Source organism: Lederbergia galactosidilytica, assembly GCF_017873565.1.
Taxonomy (GTDB): Bacteria; Bacillota; Bacilli; order Bacillales; family Bacillaceae_C; genus Lederbergia; species Lederbergia galactosidilytica.
This window is the reverse complement of sequence record NZ_JAGGKH010000013.1, coordinates 133,119-152,186: the sequence shown is the minus strand read 5'-3', so window position 1 is coordinate 152,186 and position 19,068 is coordinate 133,119. Positions and strand designations below refer to the sequence as shown.

Genomic DNA, 19,068 nt, shown 5'->3' with positions numbered 1-19,068 from the left:
AAATATGTATCTGTTAACTCAGGTTCTAAATTGAATCTACGCAGTGGTGCTAGTACAAGTGCTTCGATAATTGGGAGCCTAACAAATGGCACAGCAGTAACGGTTCAATCAGATTCCAATGGTTGGGCGAAAGTGACTGTAAATGGGAAAACAGGGTATGTAAGTAGTCAATTTTTAACAGGCGAGACGAACACAGCTCCATCAAAGCCGTCAGCAGAAACACCGGAGAAGACGGAGACGAAATATGTGTCCGTAAATGCAGGTTCGACTTTAAATCTACGCAATAGTGCAAGTTCGAGCGCTTCGATAATCGGAAGCCTAACAAATGGCACAGCAGTAACGGTTCAATCAAATTCCAATGGTTGGTCGAAAGTGACTGTAAATGGGAAAACGGGGTATGTAAGTAGTCAATTTTTAACAGGCAAGACGAACACAGCTCCATCAAAGCCGTCAGCAGAAACACCAGAGAAGACGGAGACGAAATATGTGTCCGTAAATGCAGGTTCGACTTTAAATCTACGCAATAGTGCAAGTTCGAGTGCTTCGATAATCGGAAGCTTAACAAATGGCACAGCAGTAACGGTTCAATCAGATTCCAATGGTTGGTCGAAAGTAACTGTAAATGGGAAAACGGGGTATGTGAGTAGTCAGTATTTGACAGCAGGTAAAGAAAGTACTGAGTCGACTCCACAAACAAAATATATTAAAGTAGCATCAGTTTCTGGCGTAAGCATGTATACCAAGCCGTCTACGAAAGCATCTGTAATAGTTAAAGTAGCGGCAGGTGTACCAGTTATTGTGTATTCAGAGGAAAATGGTTGGGCGAAAATAAATGCTTATGGAGAAGAAGGCTATGTAGAATCTAAGTTTCTTTCCGATGCGAAGGAAAGTGAAATTGAGGCTGATCATGACAAGGATATCGTAGAAAATTTACGTTATGTAGATGTGAATCCTGGTTCAAGCTTAAATATGCGCTCTACTGCTTCTACGAACGGCACAATTGTTAGTAAACTGTCTAGAGGAACTATAGTAAAAGTTCTTTCGGAAAAAAATGGCTGGGCAAAAGTAACGGCAAATGGTAAAGAAGGCTATGTAAGTACCCAGTTTTTAACAAGTGAAATTAAAGCGCCAGAAGGGCAGCAAAAAGAAACTGTCTACAGTCAATATGGCTTTACAATTGATGAGTTTGTGGATATTCAGATGAAGGTTAACCCACAAACAGATACGAAATACAATACATACATTAGAGAAGATGCATTATCAGTAAAATCTAATGTAGGAACTGTTATAGGGAATAGCTGGAATGTTAGAGGAGGAGCTGGAACAAACTTTTGGACAGTTGGACAAGTTTCCAAAGGTACCCAGTTGAATATTCTTTCTTCTGTTAAGGGCTCAGATGGATATACATGGTACCAAGTTGATTTTAAAAAAGCTTGGGTTAATGCAAGTCCGGAGGATGTTAAGTACTATGTCGATCCGAATAACTTTGCAGAAGATCCGATTAAAGCTTTGCAATTTGTCAATCTAGCAACTTCAACTAAGGTTCAAGAAAAAGAAGTTAATGATCAAATTCTTTCTGGAAAAGGTATATTAAGTGGGAAAGCATCGGCATTTATCCAAGCTGGGGAATCTTTAGGTGTGAATGAAATGTATTTGATTTCACATGCTCTACTTGAAACAGGAAATGGGCGATCCACTTTGGCCAATGGTGTTAAAGTGAATGGGAAAACCGTTTATAATATGTATGGAATAGGTGCCTTCGATGGTGATGCAGTTGCTAAAGGAGCTCAATTTGCTTATAATGCGGGTTGGTTTACACCTGAGCAGGCAATTATCGGTGGGGCAAAATACATTTCAAATGGTTATATCCATGCTAACCAAAATACATTATATAAAATGAGATGGAATCCAGATGGTGCTGATAAAACTGGAACAGCTACACATCAATATGCAACTGATATTGGTTGGGCAGACAAGCAGATTTATCAACTCCATAATTTATATAGTCTAGTAAACTCTTATAATTTAGTATTTGATATACCTGTTTTTAAGTCAAAATAAGCTCAAGGCTCCAAAAAGTCATTTTTTCGACGATTGGAGCCTTTTACGTTAAAAAAGGATATTTTCTATCCTAATGCGCTATGAAAAGTAAACTTGGAAGAAACCAATACAGTGAACCCTTAGTTCCTTAGATAATTTTAAAATACTGTGAATATCTTATTATAATGGTAATGTTTAGAACAGCTATAACCTACTTCTTATCTAAAGAGTTTAAAATTAAAACGGGCTAATGAATGCTTTCTATCTACCTTATAAAGAAATACTTTATAAAAATTGGCAATCAAATTTAAGAAAGAAGCAGGGAGTTTCTTTGGAAATATCGGTTTGGTATAGACGCGGTAATAGGCCGCTTTTAAATCGCCCCATTGAGGACATTCAGTTGCTTGATAAAAACGGGCGACATCAATCAACTTTATCTTGCCGCTAGGGGTCATAATTATATTTCGCAAATGCACGTCTGCTGGGTTTAGTCCCAAGTTTCGAGTTAAACATAAAGCTCGATCCACTTCATATATAACCTTTTCCGAAATTTTAATCCCACTGGTCAAACAATCAAACAATGTAAGACCTTCTATATAATCAATAACAATATAATGATTGCCAGATTCATAAAGAGCAGGAAAGTAGTCAATGTTATGAATGGCTTTATATACACTTGCTTCTACGCCAGCTATATAACGATGTTTTGGATAATATACTTTGAGAGCTTTTGATGTATTGTCAATTTTAAATACAAAAGCGCTTCGTCCAACCCCGATTAATGTTAAGTTTTTTCCATAATTAATCAGGACTGGCTTTCTTTTCTTATATTTTATTACTACACTATCTGCTAATTCTTTATACAAAAGCAATTGAACACTCCTTTCAAGTGAACCCCAATCTTCTAAGGGGTGAGTCATGCTGTAGCCTAAAGAGTTGCTAAGAAGGGTTTTATCACGAACTTATCGTGGATGCCTGTCCAATTTAAACATGAAAAAAGACGTCACACCGATTATGGCGTGACGTCTTTAAAAAAATAAAGACCTTACCAAAATAATCGGTAAGGTCTCGCAAACAATGCAAGTGCATTGCCGACAAAGCCGAGGAACAGTTCCCGTATTGACGACTTTGTTGTATAGCTACTCCCCTTATACGGAATAAGAATTATTATGAATTCATTATAGTCGTTTATAGAGATGGGGTCAAATATGAGGAATTACTCTCCACGACTTTCATACTACTATTGTAATCAATTAATCAAATTAAGTGGGAGGGTAATGCGGCTTTAAGTATCTTTTATTCCAGTGTTAGGCTCACCTTAAGTTTTTAGAAAACTTGGAGAAGCATAGGTGGGGGGCCCTAATCTAGTCACAGGAGGAACTAGCCAGCAGGACGGCGTTGGTCAGAGGATGACATTTGGTGAACATGGCTGTACTTCCTATTCAACGCGCTAGACAGGCTCTTTCCCTTTTATCATTTTTCAATGTGTCACTTTCTCATCCAATAAACCTTAGACGTGAATCGTACGGAATGTAATTGGCTTCATCGGCTAAGTCCATGTCAGCGATATATTTTTGTTATATTCTGCAAAATTAGTAAAAAGGTCCATATAATGTTAATATAAAAGAAACTAGTTTTGCCTTTATATGTAAGCGGAATCAAGTGAATTTTTTTAGGCAAAAGAGATGCGTTTTTTAACGGACAGGAGGGATTGAATGAAAAGCATTGTTTGTGAAAAGCCCTATAAATTAAAGTTCGCGGATCTTCCGTTGCCTAAGAAGAAAAAGGGGGAGGCACTTATCCGCCTTAAAAGAATAGGGATATGTGGGACTGATATGCATGCTTATAAAGGCAATCAGCCTTATTTTACGTACCCTCGTATTTTAGGGCATGAATTGAGTGGTTTCATTCTCGATATTGAGAAAAATAAGGTTGGATTAGAAGTAGGTGATCAGGTTGCGGTGATTCCGTATGTGCATTGTGGTGCTTGCATAGCATGTCGTAATGGTAAAACAAATTGTTGTACAGCCTTAAGTGTAATTGGGGTTCATCAAGATGGTGGGATGTGTGAAGTTCTATCTGTCCCAATCCAAAACTTAGTTAAGGCAGAAGGAATTACTCTTGATCAGGCTGCGATTATTGAACCACTTGCCATTGGTGCCCATGCTGTCAAACGTTCAGCAATCATAGAAGGGGAAAATGTGCTTGTAATTGGTGCTGGCCCCATCGGACTTGGGGTAATGGCCTTTGCTAAGCAACAAGGGGCAAGAGTGTTGGCTATGGATATAAATGAGGAAAGATTAGAGTTTTGCGAAAAATGGGCGAAAGTGGATGCAACGATCCGAGCAGGCAAAGAGTCCATTCCATTATTGAAGGAACAGACTAGTGGTAATTTTCCAACGATTGTGTTTGATGCAACGGGAAATGTCCATTCAATGGAAGGCGCATTTCAGTATGTAGCACATGGCGGCAAATTAATTTATGTGGGTTTAGTAGAGAATGAGATCCGCTTTTTTGATCCTGACTTTCATAAGAAAGAACTAACACTATTAGCAAGTAGGAATGCAACAACAGATGATTTCTCTTATGTTTTAGGAAAGATACAGACAGATGCGATTAATAGCAGTGATTATATTACTCACCATAGTTCATTTGATGACGTTTTGAACAAGTTTGATCATTGGTTATTACCTGATTCGAAGGTAATTAAGGCTATGATCGAATTATAGACAAATAAATATTGGAATGGATGAGATATCGTCATATCACATATTGTAAAAATGGGGGAATTTCACAAGGGGATTCTCTTTTCTCTAGAGGATAAAGATTGAGGGGAGAGCCTTATAAAAAGTCAATATACAAAACAGTAGGGGGAGAGATATAGTATGACTTATCAGGCGGAATTAGTATTAGATCTGCAAGCTACTTTGGGGGAAGGACCACATTGGGATGAAAGCTTAGAAATTTTATACTGGGTCGATATTCAAGGGAAGAAGTTACATGCCTTTGATCCGAATACGGAAGAAAATAGCACGTTTCAATTTGATCAGTATGTTAGTGCAGTTGTCCCAGGTAAAGCGGGGCGCTTTCTATTGGCGATGGAGAATGGTATCTATCAATATGATATTCATCAGAATGATTTGTGCTTTATTGCGAATCCTGAAGAAAGCCTTCCTAATAATCGTTTTAACGATGGAAAGTGCGATCCATCAGGACGTTTTTGGGCAGGGACGATGGCCATGGATGGAAAGCTTGGACAAGGGAACTTATATCGTTTAGATCCAAATAAAAAGATTACTAAAATGCTAGATAATGTAAGCATATCCAATGGTTTAGCTTGGAGTCCTGATAAAAAGAAAATGTATTTTATTGATACCCCGACAAAAGAGATTACAACATTTGAATACGATGATGAAAATGGTGATATATCATATCAGGAGACAACGATTAAAATCCCAGATGGTATGGGAAACCCAGATGGTATGACGATTGATCAGGAGGGGATGCTCTGGGTTGCTCATTGGGGGGGAGCTCGAGTAACACGCTGGAATCCGTCGACAGGTAAACTTCTTGATCAAGTGCAAGTTCCTGCAAAAAATGTAACCTCTTGTGCTTTCGGTGGGAAGAATCTCGATGAGTTATATATTACAACGGCTAAAATTGGTTTAAGTGAATCCGAATTATCAGAGTATCCTGGCTCAGGAGGATTATTTAAAGTAAAAACAGATGTAAAAGGAATGAGGGCCTATCGATTTGAATAAGGAATGATTAAGTAATTTAGCTGTTTCTATCCAAAAACCTTTATACAATTGAAATTCAAGATAGTAAAATCAACAACGGACTTTGCAAGCATTTTACAGCTGAGTTTTTGAAAAGAATTTGAAGAAAGAAGGGTGTTAAATGGTCTATCAAGCAAGTAATCAACGCTATGAAACAATGAAATATAACCGTTCAGGTCAATCAGGGTTATTAATACCAGCATTAACCTTAGGCTTATGGCATAATTTTGGGGGTGTGGATTCATTCGAAAATGGCCGTGCAATTTTACGACGAGCATTTGATTTAGGGATTACCCATTTTGATCTTGCTAATAATTATGGACCACCAGCTGGATCAGCAGAAGAAATGTTTGGAGAAATATTGAAGAAAGATTTTGCACCTTATCGGGATGAAATGGTCATTTCTACAAAAGCAGGTTATTATATGTGGCCTGGTCCCTATGGAGATTGGGGTTCTAGAAAGTATTTAATTTCCAGTCTTGATCAAAGTTTAAAACGGATGGGGCTTGATTATGTTGATATTTTTTATTCCCATCGCCCCGATCCTCATACACCACTGGAAGAAACAATGCAAGCATTAGATTCTGTTGTTCGCCAAGGGAAAGCTTTGTATGTTGGAATATCTAATTACTCCGCAGAACAAACGGCTCAAGCGATCCAAATTTTAAAGGAGTTAGGTACCCCATTGTTGATCCATCAGCCATCCTATTCGATGTTTAACCGTTGGATTGAGGATGGTTTGCAAGATGTATTGCAAGAAAATGGCGTAGGTTCTATCGCCTTTTCACCATTGGCGCAAGGATTGCTTACCAATAAGTACATACATGGAGTTCCCGGGGATTCCCGTGCTGCTAAGAAAAATACATTTTTGCAAAAGGATCAAGTGACGGTTGATGTAGTGAACCGAGTCAAACAACTAAATGATCTTGCATCTGATCGAGGACAAAGTCTAGCACAAATGGCTCTTGCTTGGGTTTTGCGAGAGGGACGTGTGACCTCCGCTTTAATTGGAGCTAGTAAAGTGGAGCAAGTAGAAGAAAATGTAAAAGCGTTAAACAATCTTACTTTTTCAACTGAAGAGTTGGACGAAATAGATAGAATACTTGCGCCTGATATGTAGAACATGTGACAGGGATTGGTGTTACAACAATAGCCAGACTTTTCCTTTAGGGTGGTAAGGAAAGGCTGGCTATTCATAGTTATATTTATAGGGATCGAATAATGATCAATATATTATCGTCATACAAGAAGGGATAGTTTTTTCTCCGGTTAATCAAGGTTTTCCTCAGCTTGAAAAAAGATAAATTTGGCCTTTTGCTTAGTCTTAGGTCGTGTTGAGACCCAAATATCCATACCCCATTCTTCCATCTCATTTAATAAGCTTTTAATTGCACCTTTTAAAGCCATACGCAGATGCGTATGTTTGCAAAAACCAACAATACTTTCATTTTCCCAAATATAATAACTAGCTGAAACAGATATATGTGAATCATAAATACCGTAAGAAATACGAATTCTTAAATCATTGTATTCGGTCCAAAATGTGCCACTATTTTTCGGTATTGGTAGCATTACTTTACCTCCCAGCTATTTAAAGTCTAATGAATGTTATTCGATTTAGTGTACTATAAAAGTAGTGCTTTAGAGTAATTTCAAGCCTTAATAGAACAATATGTTTTTTAGAAATGATACCTAGAAACTACGTATCATTCTTTCCTATATATTGTATTTTTATTTATTGAAAATACGTTTTATGCTTCTCTACAATGATAAAAAACGAGCTTAGCACTTTTTTATGAACTTGGAACTTAAGGAGATTTTAGCTTATAACTTGGTTTGATGGAGTGGTCGGTGTCTACTTTAAATCAAGGCGCTTGCACATTTTTAAGACATTTAGTTTCCTAAGTTTTATCTATACTTTGATGGGTAACAAAAATTCGTTATTAAAGATAGAATGAAAGTGCTTACAGAAAAAGGATTCAGAAGTACTTAAACAAAAAAGGAAAAGGGGTCTTTATGGATGGAGTCAAAAAGGAAATTTCTGGTTTTGGGCATCGCCCTGATTTTAATCTTGGGCATCGTTGGGTGTAGTAAAGGGAGCAAAACAAGTAAGGATAGTAGCGGCAGTGGGAATGATCCGGGTAAAGAAATTTATACGTATCATTTTTTTGATGCATCTGGTCCAGGGACGGACATTAATACAGCTGAAACAAAGCTCGGTAAAATGTTTGAAGAGGAAACGGGTGTGAATGTTGACATTGAGCATATCGTAGGGGATGTGAATCAAAAGATTGGAACGATGATTGCAAGTGGAGAATATCCTGAAATACTCAATGCGGAGCAGTCAACTGATGCAGTCATTGATGCAGGGGGCTTTATTGCATTGAATGATCTTATTGATGAGCACGCACCAAACATAAAGAAAATGTATGGCCCTTATTTAGAAATGATGAAGCGTGAGGATGGGAATATTTATGTCATTCCATCGGGTGCGTCGAATGGTTATGCTAAGCCTCCGAATCCAGAACAAGGAGGATGGTGGATTAAGCGTGAGGTTTTAAAAGAACTAGATTATCCACAGCCAAAAACACTAGATGACTATTTTGCTATTATTGAAGATTATGTCAAGGAAAACCCACAGATCGATGGGGCCAATACAATTGGATTTACGGCCTTAACATATGATTGGAGATTTTTCGCATTCTCTAACCAACCTATGCATCTTGCTGGCTATCCAAACGACGGGGGTAGTCTCATCGATATGGACACACTAGAAGCAGAAGTGTATAACGCAAATGATGATACAAAGCGTTGGTTGCAAAAAATGAATGACGTTAATGCCAAAGGGCTATTTGATCCTGAGTCCTTTACACAAAATTATGATGAGTATTTATCTAAAATTACATCTGGTCGTGTAGTAGGATTTTTCGATTATCGGTGGCAAGTTGGACAGGCTTTAAATACGCTCGCAGAAGACAATGATCCTTATAATGATTATATGGCATTTCCGATTGTTTTTGAAGAAGATATTAAAGACCAATATTTAGATCCAATCGGGTTTATGGCAAGCCCTGGAATGGGAATTACAACTGGTACCTCAGAAGAAGATCAAATTAGAATTATTAAGTATTTAGACCATATTGCCAAAGAAGAAGTTCAAAAATTAATTACGTGGGGGATTGAAGGCGAGACATATGAGATTGGGGACGATAATCGCTATTACCGCACGGAGGAACAAATAGAACAGACATCTAAGACAGAATTTAGAGATGAATTTGGGTTTAGCTATTTCGAATGGGGCTGGCCACGAACGAATGGCCTATATTCCGATGGGAACGCTGTAGAACCGCCAAAGCAACCTGAAGTTGCCGCAATATCTTATAAGGATGGCGAAAAAGAGTTTCTAGATGCTTACGGTATTGAGACCTTTACGGAGATCTTCTCTGAGCCTGATGAAAGACCATGGTTTCCAGCCTATGATGCACCAATCAAGACTGGTTCAGAGGCACAGCTTTATGAACAACAGCTTGATGACTTAATGAAGCGAATGTTTCCTGAAATGGTCTTTGCTGATCCAGGAAAATTTGACAGTGAATGGGAAGCTTATAAAGAAAAGTTTGAGGCACTTCCATATGAAGCTTATGAAGAAGTTATTACAAACTATGTTCAACATAAAGCTTCTCTTGCTGAAGAGTAAATCAGGGAAATGGAAGGCTGAATCAATCCAGATGAGGGGAATGCAGCCTTCCTCTTTTTTGAGATATTGAGAGAGTAACCGAATGTTATGAACCGTTTAGCGGAAACCCCTCGCTGATTAAATTTATCTTTCACAACTTCGTCGGCTTACTTGCAGAGGAGGGAATCGATTTGCAAGCAGAAACAACATCACAGCTAAAAATAAGGAAAAAGAATCCAGATAATAGATTTAAAACATTTTTTCATAAATGTAAACAGCAAAAAGCACTTTTATGGATGACAGTCCCTTTTGTAATTTGGGTGCTTGTTTTTAAGTACTTACCCATTTGGGGATGGACGATGGCTTTTCAAGATTTTAAACCAGCATTAAAATTCTCGGAACAAGAGTGGGTTGGATTGAAACATTTCCTATTTTTGTTTACAGATGAACGTTTCCTAGGTGTTCTCAGAAATACTCTTGCACAGAGTTTAATTAACCTTGTACTTGGATTTGTGACTGCAATTGGACTTGCTGTATTAATTAATGAATTAACCAATATGAAATTCAAAAGAGTTGTTCAAACGATTAGTTACTTACCACATTTTCTTTCATGGGTTGTTGCTGCGGCTTTAGTATCATCTGTCTTATCAATTGATGGGATCATTAATGAGATTTTAATGGGGCTCGGTGTTATTGATAAAGAAATTCTTTGGTTAGGGATAGGAAAATACTTTTGGGGAATTCTTGGGTCAGCTGAGACTTGGAAAAATGTAGGATGGAACGCAATTATTTATTTAGCAGCGATTTCGATGATTGACCAAGAACAATATGAAGCGGCAAAAATTGATGGTGCTTCTCGAATTCAAAGAATTCTTCATGTAACACTACCTGGAATGAAGCCAGTAATTATCGTTTTATTGATTATGAATATTGGATATATACTTGAAGCAGGCTTTGAACCTCAATATTTATTAGGAAATGGTCAGAATGTTGAGTACTCTGAAAACATTGATGTCTTTGTTATTAAATATGGGATTTCAATGTTTAATTTCTCACTTGCGACTGCAGCAGGAATGTTTAAAACAGTTATTAGCTTTATATTCTTAGTCACAGCTAATTCTTTATCGAAAAAACTGGGGCAAGGTGGACTATATTAGGAGGTGTACATCATGAAAAATAATAAGAAGAAAAGAAAAAGCTTGATGAGAACAAAGGAAGATATCATTTTTGACACACTTAATATTACCTTCATGGTTGTACTATGCCTTATCATGCTCTATCCATTTTTAAATCAATTAGCACTCTCTCTCAACAGTGCCACTGATTCGGTACGAGGAGGAATTTACCTGTGGCCAAGAGAATTTACATGGCATAACTATGAACATGTATTTAGCAAAGCATCTGTTACACAAGCGATTATTATATCGGTATTAAGAACGGTAGTTGGAACAGGGATCGGGTTATTATGTACGGCTATGGTTGCCTATGCCATTGCCCAGCCTAACTTCGTTTTAAAAAAGTCAGTGACAATCATATTTATAATGACGATGTATTTTAATGGTGGTTTAATACCTACCTTTCTCCTTATGCGAGACTTACATTTAATTGGAACCTTCTGGGTTTACATACTACCAGCCTTAATTAGTGCATTTAATTTAATTATTATGCGCTCATTTATTGAAGGACTTCCCACGAGTATTTTTGAATCAGCCCGTATCGATGGTGCTGGAGAATTTACCATGTTTTTCCGAATTGTTTTACCATTATCGCTACCTGTATTGGCTACAGTGGCATTATTTGTTGCCGTTATGCAATGGAATCAATGGTTTGATGTGTTTTTATATAATTCAAGTAATCCGAATTTAACAACACTACAATATGAATTAATGAAAATACTACAAAATTCAAGTGCTAATTCAGGTGATGCTGCTTCGGCCTTTGCTAACTCGCAAAATGCTAATGCGAATATCGTTACCCCGAAATCTATTCAAGCAACTATGACAATTGTTGCCAGCTTGCCAATTATTTGTGTCTATCCTTTCTTACAAAAGTATTTTGTAAAAGGAATGACATTAGGAGCTGTAAAATAATCAGTTTTAATGAGAAAGATAGTCCAGGATACAGAATAAGGAGTGAATTGGAATGACACAAAGAAACCAAGATAAAATCCCTTCATTATACGAAAAATATAAAGATCATTTTTTTATCGGTGCGGCTGTGAATCAAGATACAATTGATTCACAACAGGAATTATTAAAAAAGCATTTTAATAGTATTACGGCTGAGAATGAGATGAAGTTTGAAAAACTTCAGCCAGAAGAAGAAAAGTTTACGTTTGCAGTAGCGGACAAACTCGTTTCCTTTGCGAAAGAAAATCAGAAGCTCGTTCGCGGGCATACTTTAGTCTGGCATAATCAAACTCCTGATTGGATTTTTACCAATAAAAATGGTTCTTTAGCTGATCGAAAGACGGTCTTAGAGAGGATGAATTCGCATATCTCTACAGTGGTCAAACGCTATAAGGATTCTATTTACTGTTGGGATGTAGTGAATGAAGTTATTGCTGATGAGGGACAAAATTTATTACGCGAATCTAAATGGCTTGAAGCGATTGGTGAGGATTTTATTGACAGGGCATTTGAATTTGCTCATCAAGCAGATCCGAATGCTTTACTCTTTTATAATGATTACAATGAATCCCATCCACAAAAGCGTGAGAAGATTTACACACTTGTAAAAGGATTAGTAGATCGTGATGTTCCTATTCATGGTGTTGGACTGCAAGCTCATTGGAATTTATCTGGCCCATCTTATGATAATATTAGACAGGCAATTGAAAAATATGCCACTCTAGGCTTACAGATTCAACTGACAGAAATGGATGTATCTGTTTTTGATTTTGATGATCGAAGAAAAGATCTTACAGAACCTACAGAAGACATGGAGGCTATACAGGCAGAGCGTTATGAAGGATTTTTTAATATATTCCGAGAATACTCGGATGTTATCACTGGAGTAACCTTTTGGGGGGCGGCAGATGATTATACATGGTTAAGCGATTTTCCGGTAAAAGGCAGAAAAAACTGGCCATTTGTCTTCGATGAAAAACATCAGCCAAAGCCCTCTTTCTGGAAGATTATGCAATTTTAGTCAATATGATTATAACCTAGTTCTTAAAAGTATTGAAGCTTAGTTTTTAAGTTTACCCAAAAATAAACCTTGACCTTTAAACATATATAGGCATCCAAAAAGTTAGGTGATAAACCAAGCTTTTTGGATGCCTATATGACTTTTCTGAAGTAAAAAAGCCCCCTAAAATGTGTTGGGATTTTATTGACGAAAACAAAACAAAACACAAGAAGGAGGACTTTCTGTGAAAAATTATACCACACTTTCACAAGATGTCTTCACTTCTAATGAAAATCGGTAAACTTAAAGCTTAGTTCTCTTGCGAATTTTCATAAAATATTTTATAGTTAATAAAACTTATAAAAATACTACGAAATAGGTGAGAGTAATGACGTCAACGAAAACATTATTAAAAGTAGAAACAGCTGGAAAATGGGAAGATGGAGTGAAAACGAGTATCCAAATTCGTGATTTTGACTCATTTATTATTGATGAACCAGCTTCATTAGGAGGAACAGATCAAGGAGCAAATCCAGTAGAATTTGTTCTTGCTGGATTAACTGGCTGCACATCTGTAATGATAGCGCTGATTGCTAAAGAACAGAATTTTACTTTTGCTGGAGTAGACTTTCAAAATATAGGAGAGATTGATCTTCAGGGCTTAAAAGGAGTAAAAGGTGTATCTCCCCACTTCCAATCCGTCACTTTTGACGTGATTATCAAAACGAATGAAAGTGCAGAAAGACTTCAAGCATTAAAAGCGGAAGTGGAAAAACGTTGCCCGGTGATGAATTTACTCCTTGATGCAGGTGTCCCAGTCCAATCGAACTGGAAAAAGGCAGAATAATAGAAAACGAGGCTAAAGCCAAGTCTTTGACTGGCAATTGCCTCGTTTTTTAACTTAAGAGGATGTTTCAAAAGTCTGGTAAAATGACACTAAGAGCTAAAGGAACTTCGACTAAGTACCGACACGTCCTGTGGGCAACGTATAAGTCAGCACACACGCACAAGTACGAGGTACAGGGTGATGGAATAGTGTCGGACGTTAGCGATTGACGTCAGTCGCCAACTTGGTCCGTTATTCTCCTCCTTGTTGAACAGGCACTGAATGGACTAAATCTTAAAGTTTCCTAAAATCCCTTGCAATTCTTCCGACAATCGTTTCAGTTCATTCGAAGTAGTAACCAATGAATCACTCACTTTCAATTGTTCTTCCGTTGAGGCTGAAACTTCCTCACTTATAGCAGAAGACTCTTCAGCTGTTGCGCTTACCTGCTGAACGGTGGATGATAGAACATCTTGTGACTCTTGTAATTGTCGAATGGAATTGGATACATGTTCAATTTTACTCATAAATTCATTCATATATGTGCCCACTTTATTTAAAATCACATCTGTTTCTTGGGCTTTTACGACTTGTTCTTTAAAGACAGGGTTAGCTTCCTCAAGTACTTGTAATGTATCGTTCACTTCATTAACAATAGCAAGAGTAATCTTTCCGACTGTGTCAATGGATTCTTTCGATTGGGCTGATAATTTTCTAATTTCATCTGCTACAACGGCGAACCCTTTACCAGCTTCACCTGCTCGGGCCGCTTCAATGGCTGCATTGAGTGAGAGCAAATTGGTTTGTTGAGCAATATTCGTTAAAATCTCCATCACTTCACTAATCTGATTCGTACTTGCTTTGAGAGTGTCTGTTTTATTGATAAGTGCCGATGTCATTTGCTCCCCATGTTTCGTCTGAGCCACAAGCTCGTTCATCTTATCAATGCCTTCATTACTACCTGCTAAAACTTCTTTTGCGGAATTCTCCATCTCAGTATTATTATTGTATACATTTTCTACTTCTTCATTAATTTTCATTGCTAAACCGCTGCCATTTTCGGCTTCATGGGTCAAGTTCGCAGCACCACTAGAGATTTCTTCAGATGCTACGGCAACTTCTTTTGCTGATTCCGATTGAATTTTTGATACTTCGCTTAATTCAATAGCTGCCTGTAAGACTTTATTAGCTGAATCTCTTGTTTTCCACATCATTTCTGAAATATTCCCAAGCATTTTGTTAAAACTATTGGCCACTAGCCCAATCTCATCATCACGATTTCCGAGATCAGAACGTGCGGTTAAGTCTCCATTTTGTGCCACAGCCATTAATGCTGTTATTTTGCCTAATGGAACACCGATCATCTTCACAATTCGTCTTCCAATAAATAAAGAGACGATAATGGATAAAATGATCATTAAAATTGTAACGTAAAAAATAATTTTCGTATCTTTAGTTAATTCGGCAGAAGACAATGCTCCAGTTAAATACCATTCTGTGCTATCAGGTTTGACTTGAAAGATAAGTTGCTTCCCTGATTCAAATACATTTGCCTCTGATTCAGTTGAAATAGGATAACTGTTTTCTGTATTAATTTCCTCATGATCAAAAGAAAAAACGATTTGATTGTTTTGGTCTACTATCTTCGCTAAGCCATTATTTCCAAAGCGGACATCTTCTAATGATTCTTTAAGTAAATCACTGTCTAATTCAAGAACAATAAGGTAGGGATTATTTCCGATATTAAGCTTTTGGCCAAAACTAACCGTTGGATATGAACTATCACCGTTAATACCTAATTGGCTCCCCCCGATCCAAATAGCACCGTTTTTAGAATCGAGCGCTGTTTTATACCATTCAGCTTCAAATACTTCTGTATTGTCTGAAAATCTGGCAGATGAAATGACTTCAGACCTTTCAACATTAAATAAATGGATATTCAAATTATTATCGACCATCGCCACATTGGTTAATTCATCTTCGACTTCTTTTCTTAACTGAAAATATTGATAGTCGGTTGTATCTCCATCCATATTATGTAAGGCTACTAGATTATTGGAAAAGTTCTTTTTCATGATCAATTCTGTGATGCGGTTTTTATAATTACCAAAGATAAAGTCTAATTTATCTCCTGCCTGAATAATTGTTTGTTCTGATGCATCCTTTACTTTTGATTTAATAATCTGATTGGAAATAATATAAGAGGAAATTCCCACAACAGAAACAAACACTAAAACGGTTGCAATAAAGCTGTATAAAATTTTCGTACTAATTGATTTTTTAGTTTTTATCGTTTCTGTTTTCTCAATCTTTTTATTTAACTTTTTGCTTTTAAAAGGAACTTTTTGAATAAGCTGTTTACTCATTCCTCTAATCTTATTCAACCATTTACTTAAGTGTCTCATCCTACTTCCTCCCCCCAGTGTTATGAAATTGATTGTTAGCTTTTGGCAACTAAAAATGGAATATATCTCTTTTCTCCTAGTATTTTTTTACCTCCAGACATTTTTTCTAGTTTGATTATACCATTTGAACTAAGTGAATTGGCAATAAAATACAGAAAAAAGAAAAAATCACTAAAAAGTTAATAAATTATAGGCTGAAAGGCACATTTCGGTTTTTTGATAGAGGTGTGAAAATAATTGCTAGGAAAGTTAATTACCATACTAGTATACATAGAGCCCAGGAAATGCTACAATATAATGTAGAATTAGATACTATAACAATTTGAGGTGAGGGATATTAGTAGAGTGCGTACAAGAACGAATGGTTCCACTAGGGATTATGTATATGAAACCATAAAAAAACAGATCATTCATTGTGAGTTAGAACCGGAAACAAAAATCTCTGAAAATGAAATAGCGACTAAACTTAATGTAAGTAGAACGCCTGTGAGAGAAGCTTTTTTGAAATTGGCAGAAGAGGAGTTATTAGGTATCTATCCACAAAGCGGCACCTTTGTTACGAAGATTGATTTGGAACGAGTGGAAGAAGGACGTTTTATTAGAGAAAATATTGAAAAAGCGATTGTTAGGGACGCCTGTGGCACTTTTAGTGATGAGCAACTAATGAAGATGGAGAAAAACTTGGTTATGCAGGAATTATGTTTAGAAAAAGGATTAATTTCTGATTTGTTTGATCTTGATGAGTCTTTTCATCTTTTATTATTTGAAGGATGTAAAAAAGTTCGTTCATTTAAAATGATCAGGCATATGAATAGTCATTTTGATAGAGTACGTATGTTAAGTATCTCATCCATTTTAAATTGGCCTGTTCTCTTTGATCAACACAAAGCGATTTTTCAATATATTTCGGAAAATAAGCCAGAACTTGCTGAAGAGACAATGGAACAGCATTTAAAATTAGTGAATTATGAAAAGGAAGAACTTAAATCGCGTTATCCGGGCTATTTTAAATAGGAATTAACCGGATAGCGTATCATTTGATAACTAAAATGAAATCGTTATCAAGGAGAGATGGAGGAGAGATAGTGATGGAACTGGATTTGAAAGAATCGATAAAAATGGAAAAAAGTTATGCCTGTTGGCTCCAATATGACAGGATTAATGATCGTAATTTGTGTGAAGATTATCGGAAATTCTGTCAGGAAGTTGCGGTGAAGGGTGAATCTGTCATTTTACATTCTGCCCTGAAGGAATTAAAGAATGGACTACGATCCATGTTAGATATAGAGCCGATTATTTATAAAGATGAAGCGATGGAAGCTTCTATCATAATGGGAACATATGAACAGCTTCATTTACAGGAGTATGGCCTGGATAGCCAATTGTTCCAGAAAATAAATGAAGAAGGATATCTTATTAAGACAATTAAAAAGAAAGAGAAAGAAACGCTACTTCTGATTGGGAAATCTGATAAAGGAGTTCTTTATGCGGTCCATCATCTATTGCGTTTGCTTCAACTCAGAGAATCACTTAATCAACTAGAGTTTATTGAATCCCCCAAAAATCAAATTAGAATGCTTAATCAATGGGATAATATTGATGCCAGTGTTGAGCGCGGTTATTCAGGTCAGTCAATTTTTTATGATCATAATAAAATTACTCAAAATCATAAGCGAATAAGAGATTATGCAAGACTTCTTTCTTCTGTAGGGATTAATGCAATTTCGATTAACAATGTGAATGTTTGGAAGGTAGAAACGAAATTAATTACGCATGAATTTTTGGCGGATGTTGCGAAAATCGCCGATATTTTCCGTGCTTATGGTATTAAGACTTTCTTAAGTATCAATTTTGCGAGTCCAATAGAAATTGGTGGCTTATCTACAGCTGATCCGTTAGATAATGAAGTTAAAAAATGGTGGAAAAACAAAGCAGGGGAGATTTTTGGCTACATACCTGATTTTGGTGGATTTGTTGTTAAAGCGGATTCAGAACATCGACCTGGTCCTTTTTCATATGGACGCGATCATGCTGATGGTGCCAATGTTTTAGCGCAAGCTCTTAAACCATTCGGTGGGATCGTGATATGGAGATGTTTTGTCTATAATTGCCTGCAAGATTGGCGTGATCGTTCTACAGATCGAGCACGTGCTGCTTATGACCATTTTAAGCCTTTAGATGGTCAGTTTCTCGATAATGTGATTTTACAGGTGAAAAATGGTCCGATGGATTTTCAGGTGCGTGAACCAGTTTCACCATTGTTTGGGGCGCTTGAAAAGACAAATCAAATGATGGAGTTTCAAGTTGCCCAAGAATATACAGGGCAACAGAAAGATTTATGTTTTCTTGTGCCATTATGGAAAGAAGTGCTTGAGTTTGATACTTATGCCCATGGGCAAGGATCAGCTATAAAAAAAATAGTGGATGGTTCTTTGTATAATGCTAAATTTAGTGGGATATGTGCTGTATCAAATATTGGTGATGATGCAAACTGGACTGGACATACATTAGCGCAAGCTAATTTATATGGATATGGACGCCTTATTTGGAATCCAGAGCTTACCTCGGAAGAACTAGCAGAGGAATGGATTCGGGTGACTTTTGGGCATGATTCCTTTTTAATAGAACAAATTAAACAGATGCTATTAGATTCTTGGTCGATATATGAAAATTATACAGCTCCTTTAGGAGTAGGTTGGATGGTCAACCCACACCATCATTATGGCCCGAGTATTGATGGGTATGAATACTCTGTTTGGGGAACCTATCATTTTGCAGATCGAGATGGGATTGGGGTCGATCGTACGCTTGAAACAGGTACTGGGTATGCTGGCCAATATTTCTCACCTAATAAGGAAATGTATAATGCTTTAGAATCTTGTCCAGATGAATTACTACTATTTTTTCACCATGTCCCTTATACGCATAGATTAAAGTCTGGAAAAACAGTGATTCAACACATTTATGACACCCATTTTAAAGGGGTAGCACAAGTGGAAGGGCTAATTGAAAAGTGGAGCCAGTTACAAGGCAAGATAGACGAGGAACGATTTACAAATGTTTCAAATCGTTTACAGCTACAATTGAAGAATGCGAAAGAATGGCGTGACCAGGTAAATACATATTTTTACCGTAAATCTGGGATTGCAGATGAGGAAAATAGAGCAATTTATTAGTAGTTTTATTTACCTTAAAAGACAAGAATGAAAATCA

General features: G+C 36.9%; 14 protein-coding genes. 11 read left to right on the top strand and 3 right to left on the bottom strand.

The annotated features are described in order from the left end of the window. On the top strand, window positions 1-2,061 hold a 2,061-nt coding region (locus J2Z23_RS14590; RefSeq protein ID WP_209974356.1), incomplete at its 5' end, for an SH3 domain-containing protein. 197 nt (window positions 2,062-2,258) lie between these two features. Here J2Z23_RS14590 and J2Z23_RS14585 read toward each other — a convergent pair. Then, window positions 2,259-2,906 carry a protein kinase family protein gene (locus J2Z23_RS14585; RefSeq protein WP_338011608.1) on the bottom strand — a complete coding sequence of 216 codons (648 nt, stop codon included), beginning with the start codon at window positions 2,904-2,906 and terminating at the stop codon, window positions 2,259-2,261. Window positions 2,907-3,755: 849 nt separating this feature from the next. Here J2Z23_RS14585 and J2Z23_RS14580 point away from each other — a divergent pair. The 3 genes from J2Z23_RS14580 (at window position 3,756) to mgrA (ending at window position 6,939) form a co-directional block, all read left to right on the top strand. Next, window positions 3,756-4,769, top strand: coding sequence for a zinc-binding alcohol dehydrogenase family protein (locus J2Z23_RS14580; RefSeq protein WP_064468957.1), 1,014 nt, complete (start codon window positions 3,756-3,758; stop codon window positions 4,767-4,769). A 156-nt stretch (window positions 4,770-4,925) separates the two neighbouring features. Continuing rightward, window positions 4,926-5,801, top strand: coding sequence for an SMP-30/gluconolactonase/LRE family protein (locus J2Z23_RS14575; RefSeq protein WP_057983577.1), 876 nt, complete (start codon window positions 4,926-4,928; stop codon window positions 5,799-5,801). A gap of 139 nt (window positions 5,802-5,940) precedes the next feature. Continuing rightward, on the top strand, window positions 5,941-6,939 hold the full coding sequence (gene mgrA / locus J2Z23_RS14570) for an L-glyceraldehyde 3-phosphate reductase (RefSeq protein ID WP_057983575.1): 999 nt from the start codon (window positions 5,941-5,943) through the stop codon (window positions 6,937-6,939). Between the two features lie 149 nt (window positions 6,940-7,088). On the opposite strand, the gene J2Z23_RS14565 is transcribed toward mgrA, so the two are convergent. Next, window positions 7,089-7,391, bottom strand: a complete 303-nt coding sequence (locus tag J2Z23_RS14565; protein WP_057983573.1) for a hypothetical protein — start codon at window positions 7,389-7,391, stop codon at window positions 7,089-7,091. Window positions 7,392-7,839: 448 nt separating this feature from the next. Between J2Z23_RS14565 and J2Z23_RS14560 the strand changes: the two genes are divergently transcribed. From J2Z23_RS14560 to J2Z23_RS14540, 5 genes are all read left to right on the top strand, one after another. Next, window positions 7,840-9,516, top strand: coding sequence for an ABC transporter substrate-binding protein (locus tag J2Z23_RS14560; RefSeq protein WP_057983571.1), 1,677 nt, complete (start codon window positions 7,840-7,842; stop codon window positions 9,514-9,516). Window positions 9,517-9,791: 275 nt separating this feature from the next. Continuing rightward, window positions 9,792-10,652, top strand: coding sequence for an ABC transporter permease (locus J2Z23_RS14555; RefSeq protein WP_082881504.1), 861 nt, complete (start codon window positions 9,792-9,794; stop codon window positions 10,650-10,652). Between the two features lie 12 nt (window positions 10,653-10,664). After that, a complete protein-coding gene (locus J2Z23_RS14550; RefSeq protein ID WP_057983567.1) occupies window positions 10,665-11,585 on the top strand; it encodes a carbohydrate ABC transporter permease in 921 nt (306 codons plus the stop codon). 52 nt (window positions 11,586-11,637) lie between these two features. Next, window positions 11,638-12,645, top strand: a complete 1,008-nt coding sequence (locus J2Z23_RS14545) for an endo-1,4-beta-xylanase (protein WP_209974354.1) — start codon at window positions 11,638-11,640, stop codon at window positions 12,643-12,645. A 367-nt stretch (window positions 12,646-13,012) separates the two neighbouring features. Then, the gene (locus J2Z23_RS14540; RefSeq protein WP_057983563.1) at window positions 13,013-13,471 is read left to right on the top strand and encodes an OsmC family protein; all 459 of its coding nucleotides are present in this window, start codon (window positions 13,013-13,015) and stop codon (window positions 13,469-13,471) included. A 266-nt stretch (window positions 13,472-13,737) separates the two neighbouring features. Here the strand turns inward: J2Z23_RS14540 and J2Z23_RS14535 are convergent, their stop codons facing one another. Beyond that, window positions 13,738-15,855, bottom strand: a complete 2,118-nt coding sequence (locus J2Z23_RS14535; RefSeq protein ID WP_209974352.1) for a methyl-accepting chemotaxis protein — start codon at window positions 15,853-15,855, stop codon at window positions 13,738-13,740. Between the two features lie 336 nt (window positions 15,856-16,191). On the opposite strand from J2Z23_RS14535, the gene J2Z23_RS14530 reads away from it, so the two are divergent. Together J2Z23_RS14530 and J2Z23_RS14525 are read left to right on the top strand one after the other, a co-directional pair. Beyond that, entirely contained in the window at window positions 16,192-16,869 is a 678-nt protein-coding gene (locus J2Z23_RS14530; protein ID WP_057983743.1) for a GntR family transcriptional regulator, read from the top strand. A gap of 104 nt (window positions 16,870-16,973) precedes the next feature. Then, window positions 16,974-19,031, top strand: coding sequence for an alpha-glucuronidase family glycosyl hydrolase (locus J2Z23_RS14525; protein ID WP_064468970.1), 2,058 nt, complete (start codon window positions 16,974-16,976; stop codon window positions 19,029-19,031). The last annotated feature ends 37 nt before the right edge of the window (window positions 19,032-19,068 follow it).

Bases quoted from the DNA above. Each gene is read 5' to 3' on its own strand.
- J2Z23_RS14550 (WP_057983567.1), top strand. From the start codon at position 10,665: ATGAAAAATAATAAGAAGAAAAGAAAAAGCTTGATGAGAACAAAGGAA.
- J2Z23_RS14555 (WP_082881504.1), top strand. From the start codon at position 9,792: ATGACAGTCCCTTTTGTAATTTGGGTGCTTGTTTTTAAGTACTTACCC.
- J2Z23_RS14540 (WP_057983563.1), top strand. From the start codon at position 13,013: ATGACGTCAACGAAAACATTATTAAAAGTAGAAACAGCTGGAAAATGG.
- J2Z23_RS14565 (WP_057983573.1), bottom strand. From the start codon at position 7,391: ATGCTACCAATACCGAAAAATAGTGGCACATTTTGGACCGAATACAAT.
- J2Z23_RS14535 (WP_209974352.1), bottom strand. From the start codon at position 15,855: ATGAGACACTTAAGTAAATGGTTGAATAAGATTAGAGGAATGAGTAAA.
- J2Z23_RS14575 (WP_057983577.1), top strand. From the start codon at position 4,926: ATGACTTATCAGGCGGAATTAGTATTAGATCTGCAAGCTACTTTGGGG.
- J2Z23_RS14545 (WP_209974354.1), top strand. From the start codon at position 11,638: ATGACACAAAGAAACCAAGATAAAATCCCTTCATTATACGAAAAATAT.
- J2Z23_RS14560 (WP_057983571.1), top strand. From the start codon at position 7,840: ATGGAGTCAAAAAGGAAATTTCTGGTTTTGGGCATCGCCCTGATTTTA.
- mgrA (WP_057983575.1), top strand. From the start codon at position 5,941: ATGGTCTATCAAGCAAGTAATCAACGCTATGAAACAATGAAATATAAC.
- J2Z23_RS14525 (WP_064468970.1), top strand. From the start codon at position 16,974: ATGGAAAAAAGTTATGCCTGTTGGCTCCAATATGACAGGATTAATGAT.
- J2Z23_RS14580 (WP_064468957.1), top strand. From the start codon at position 3,756: ATGAAAAGCATTGTTTGTGAAAAGCCCTATAAATTAAAGTTCGCGGAT.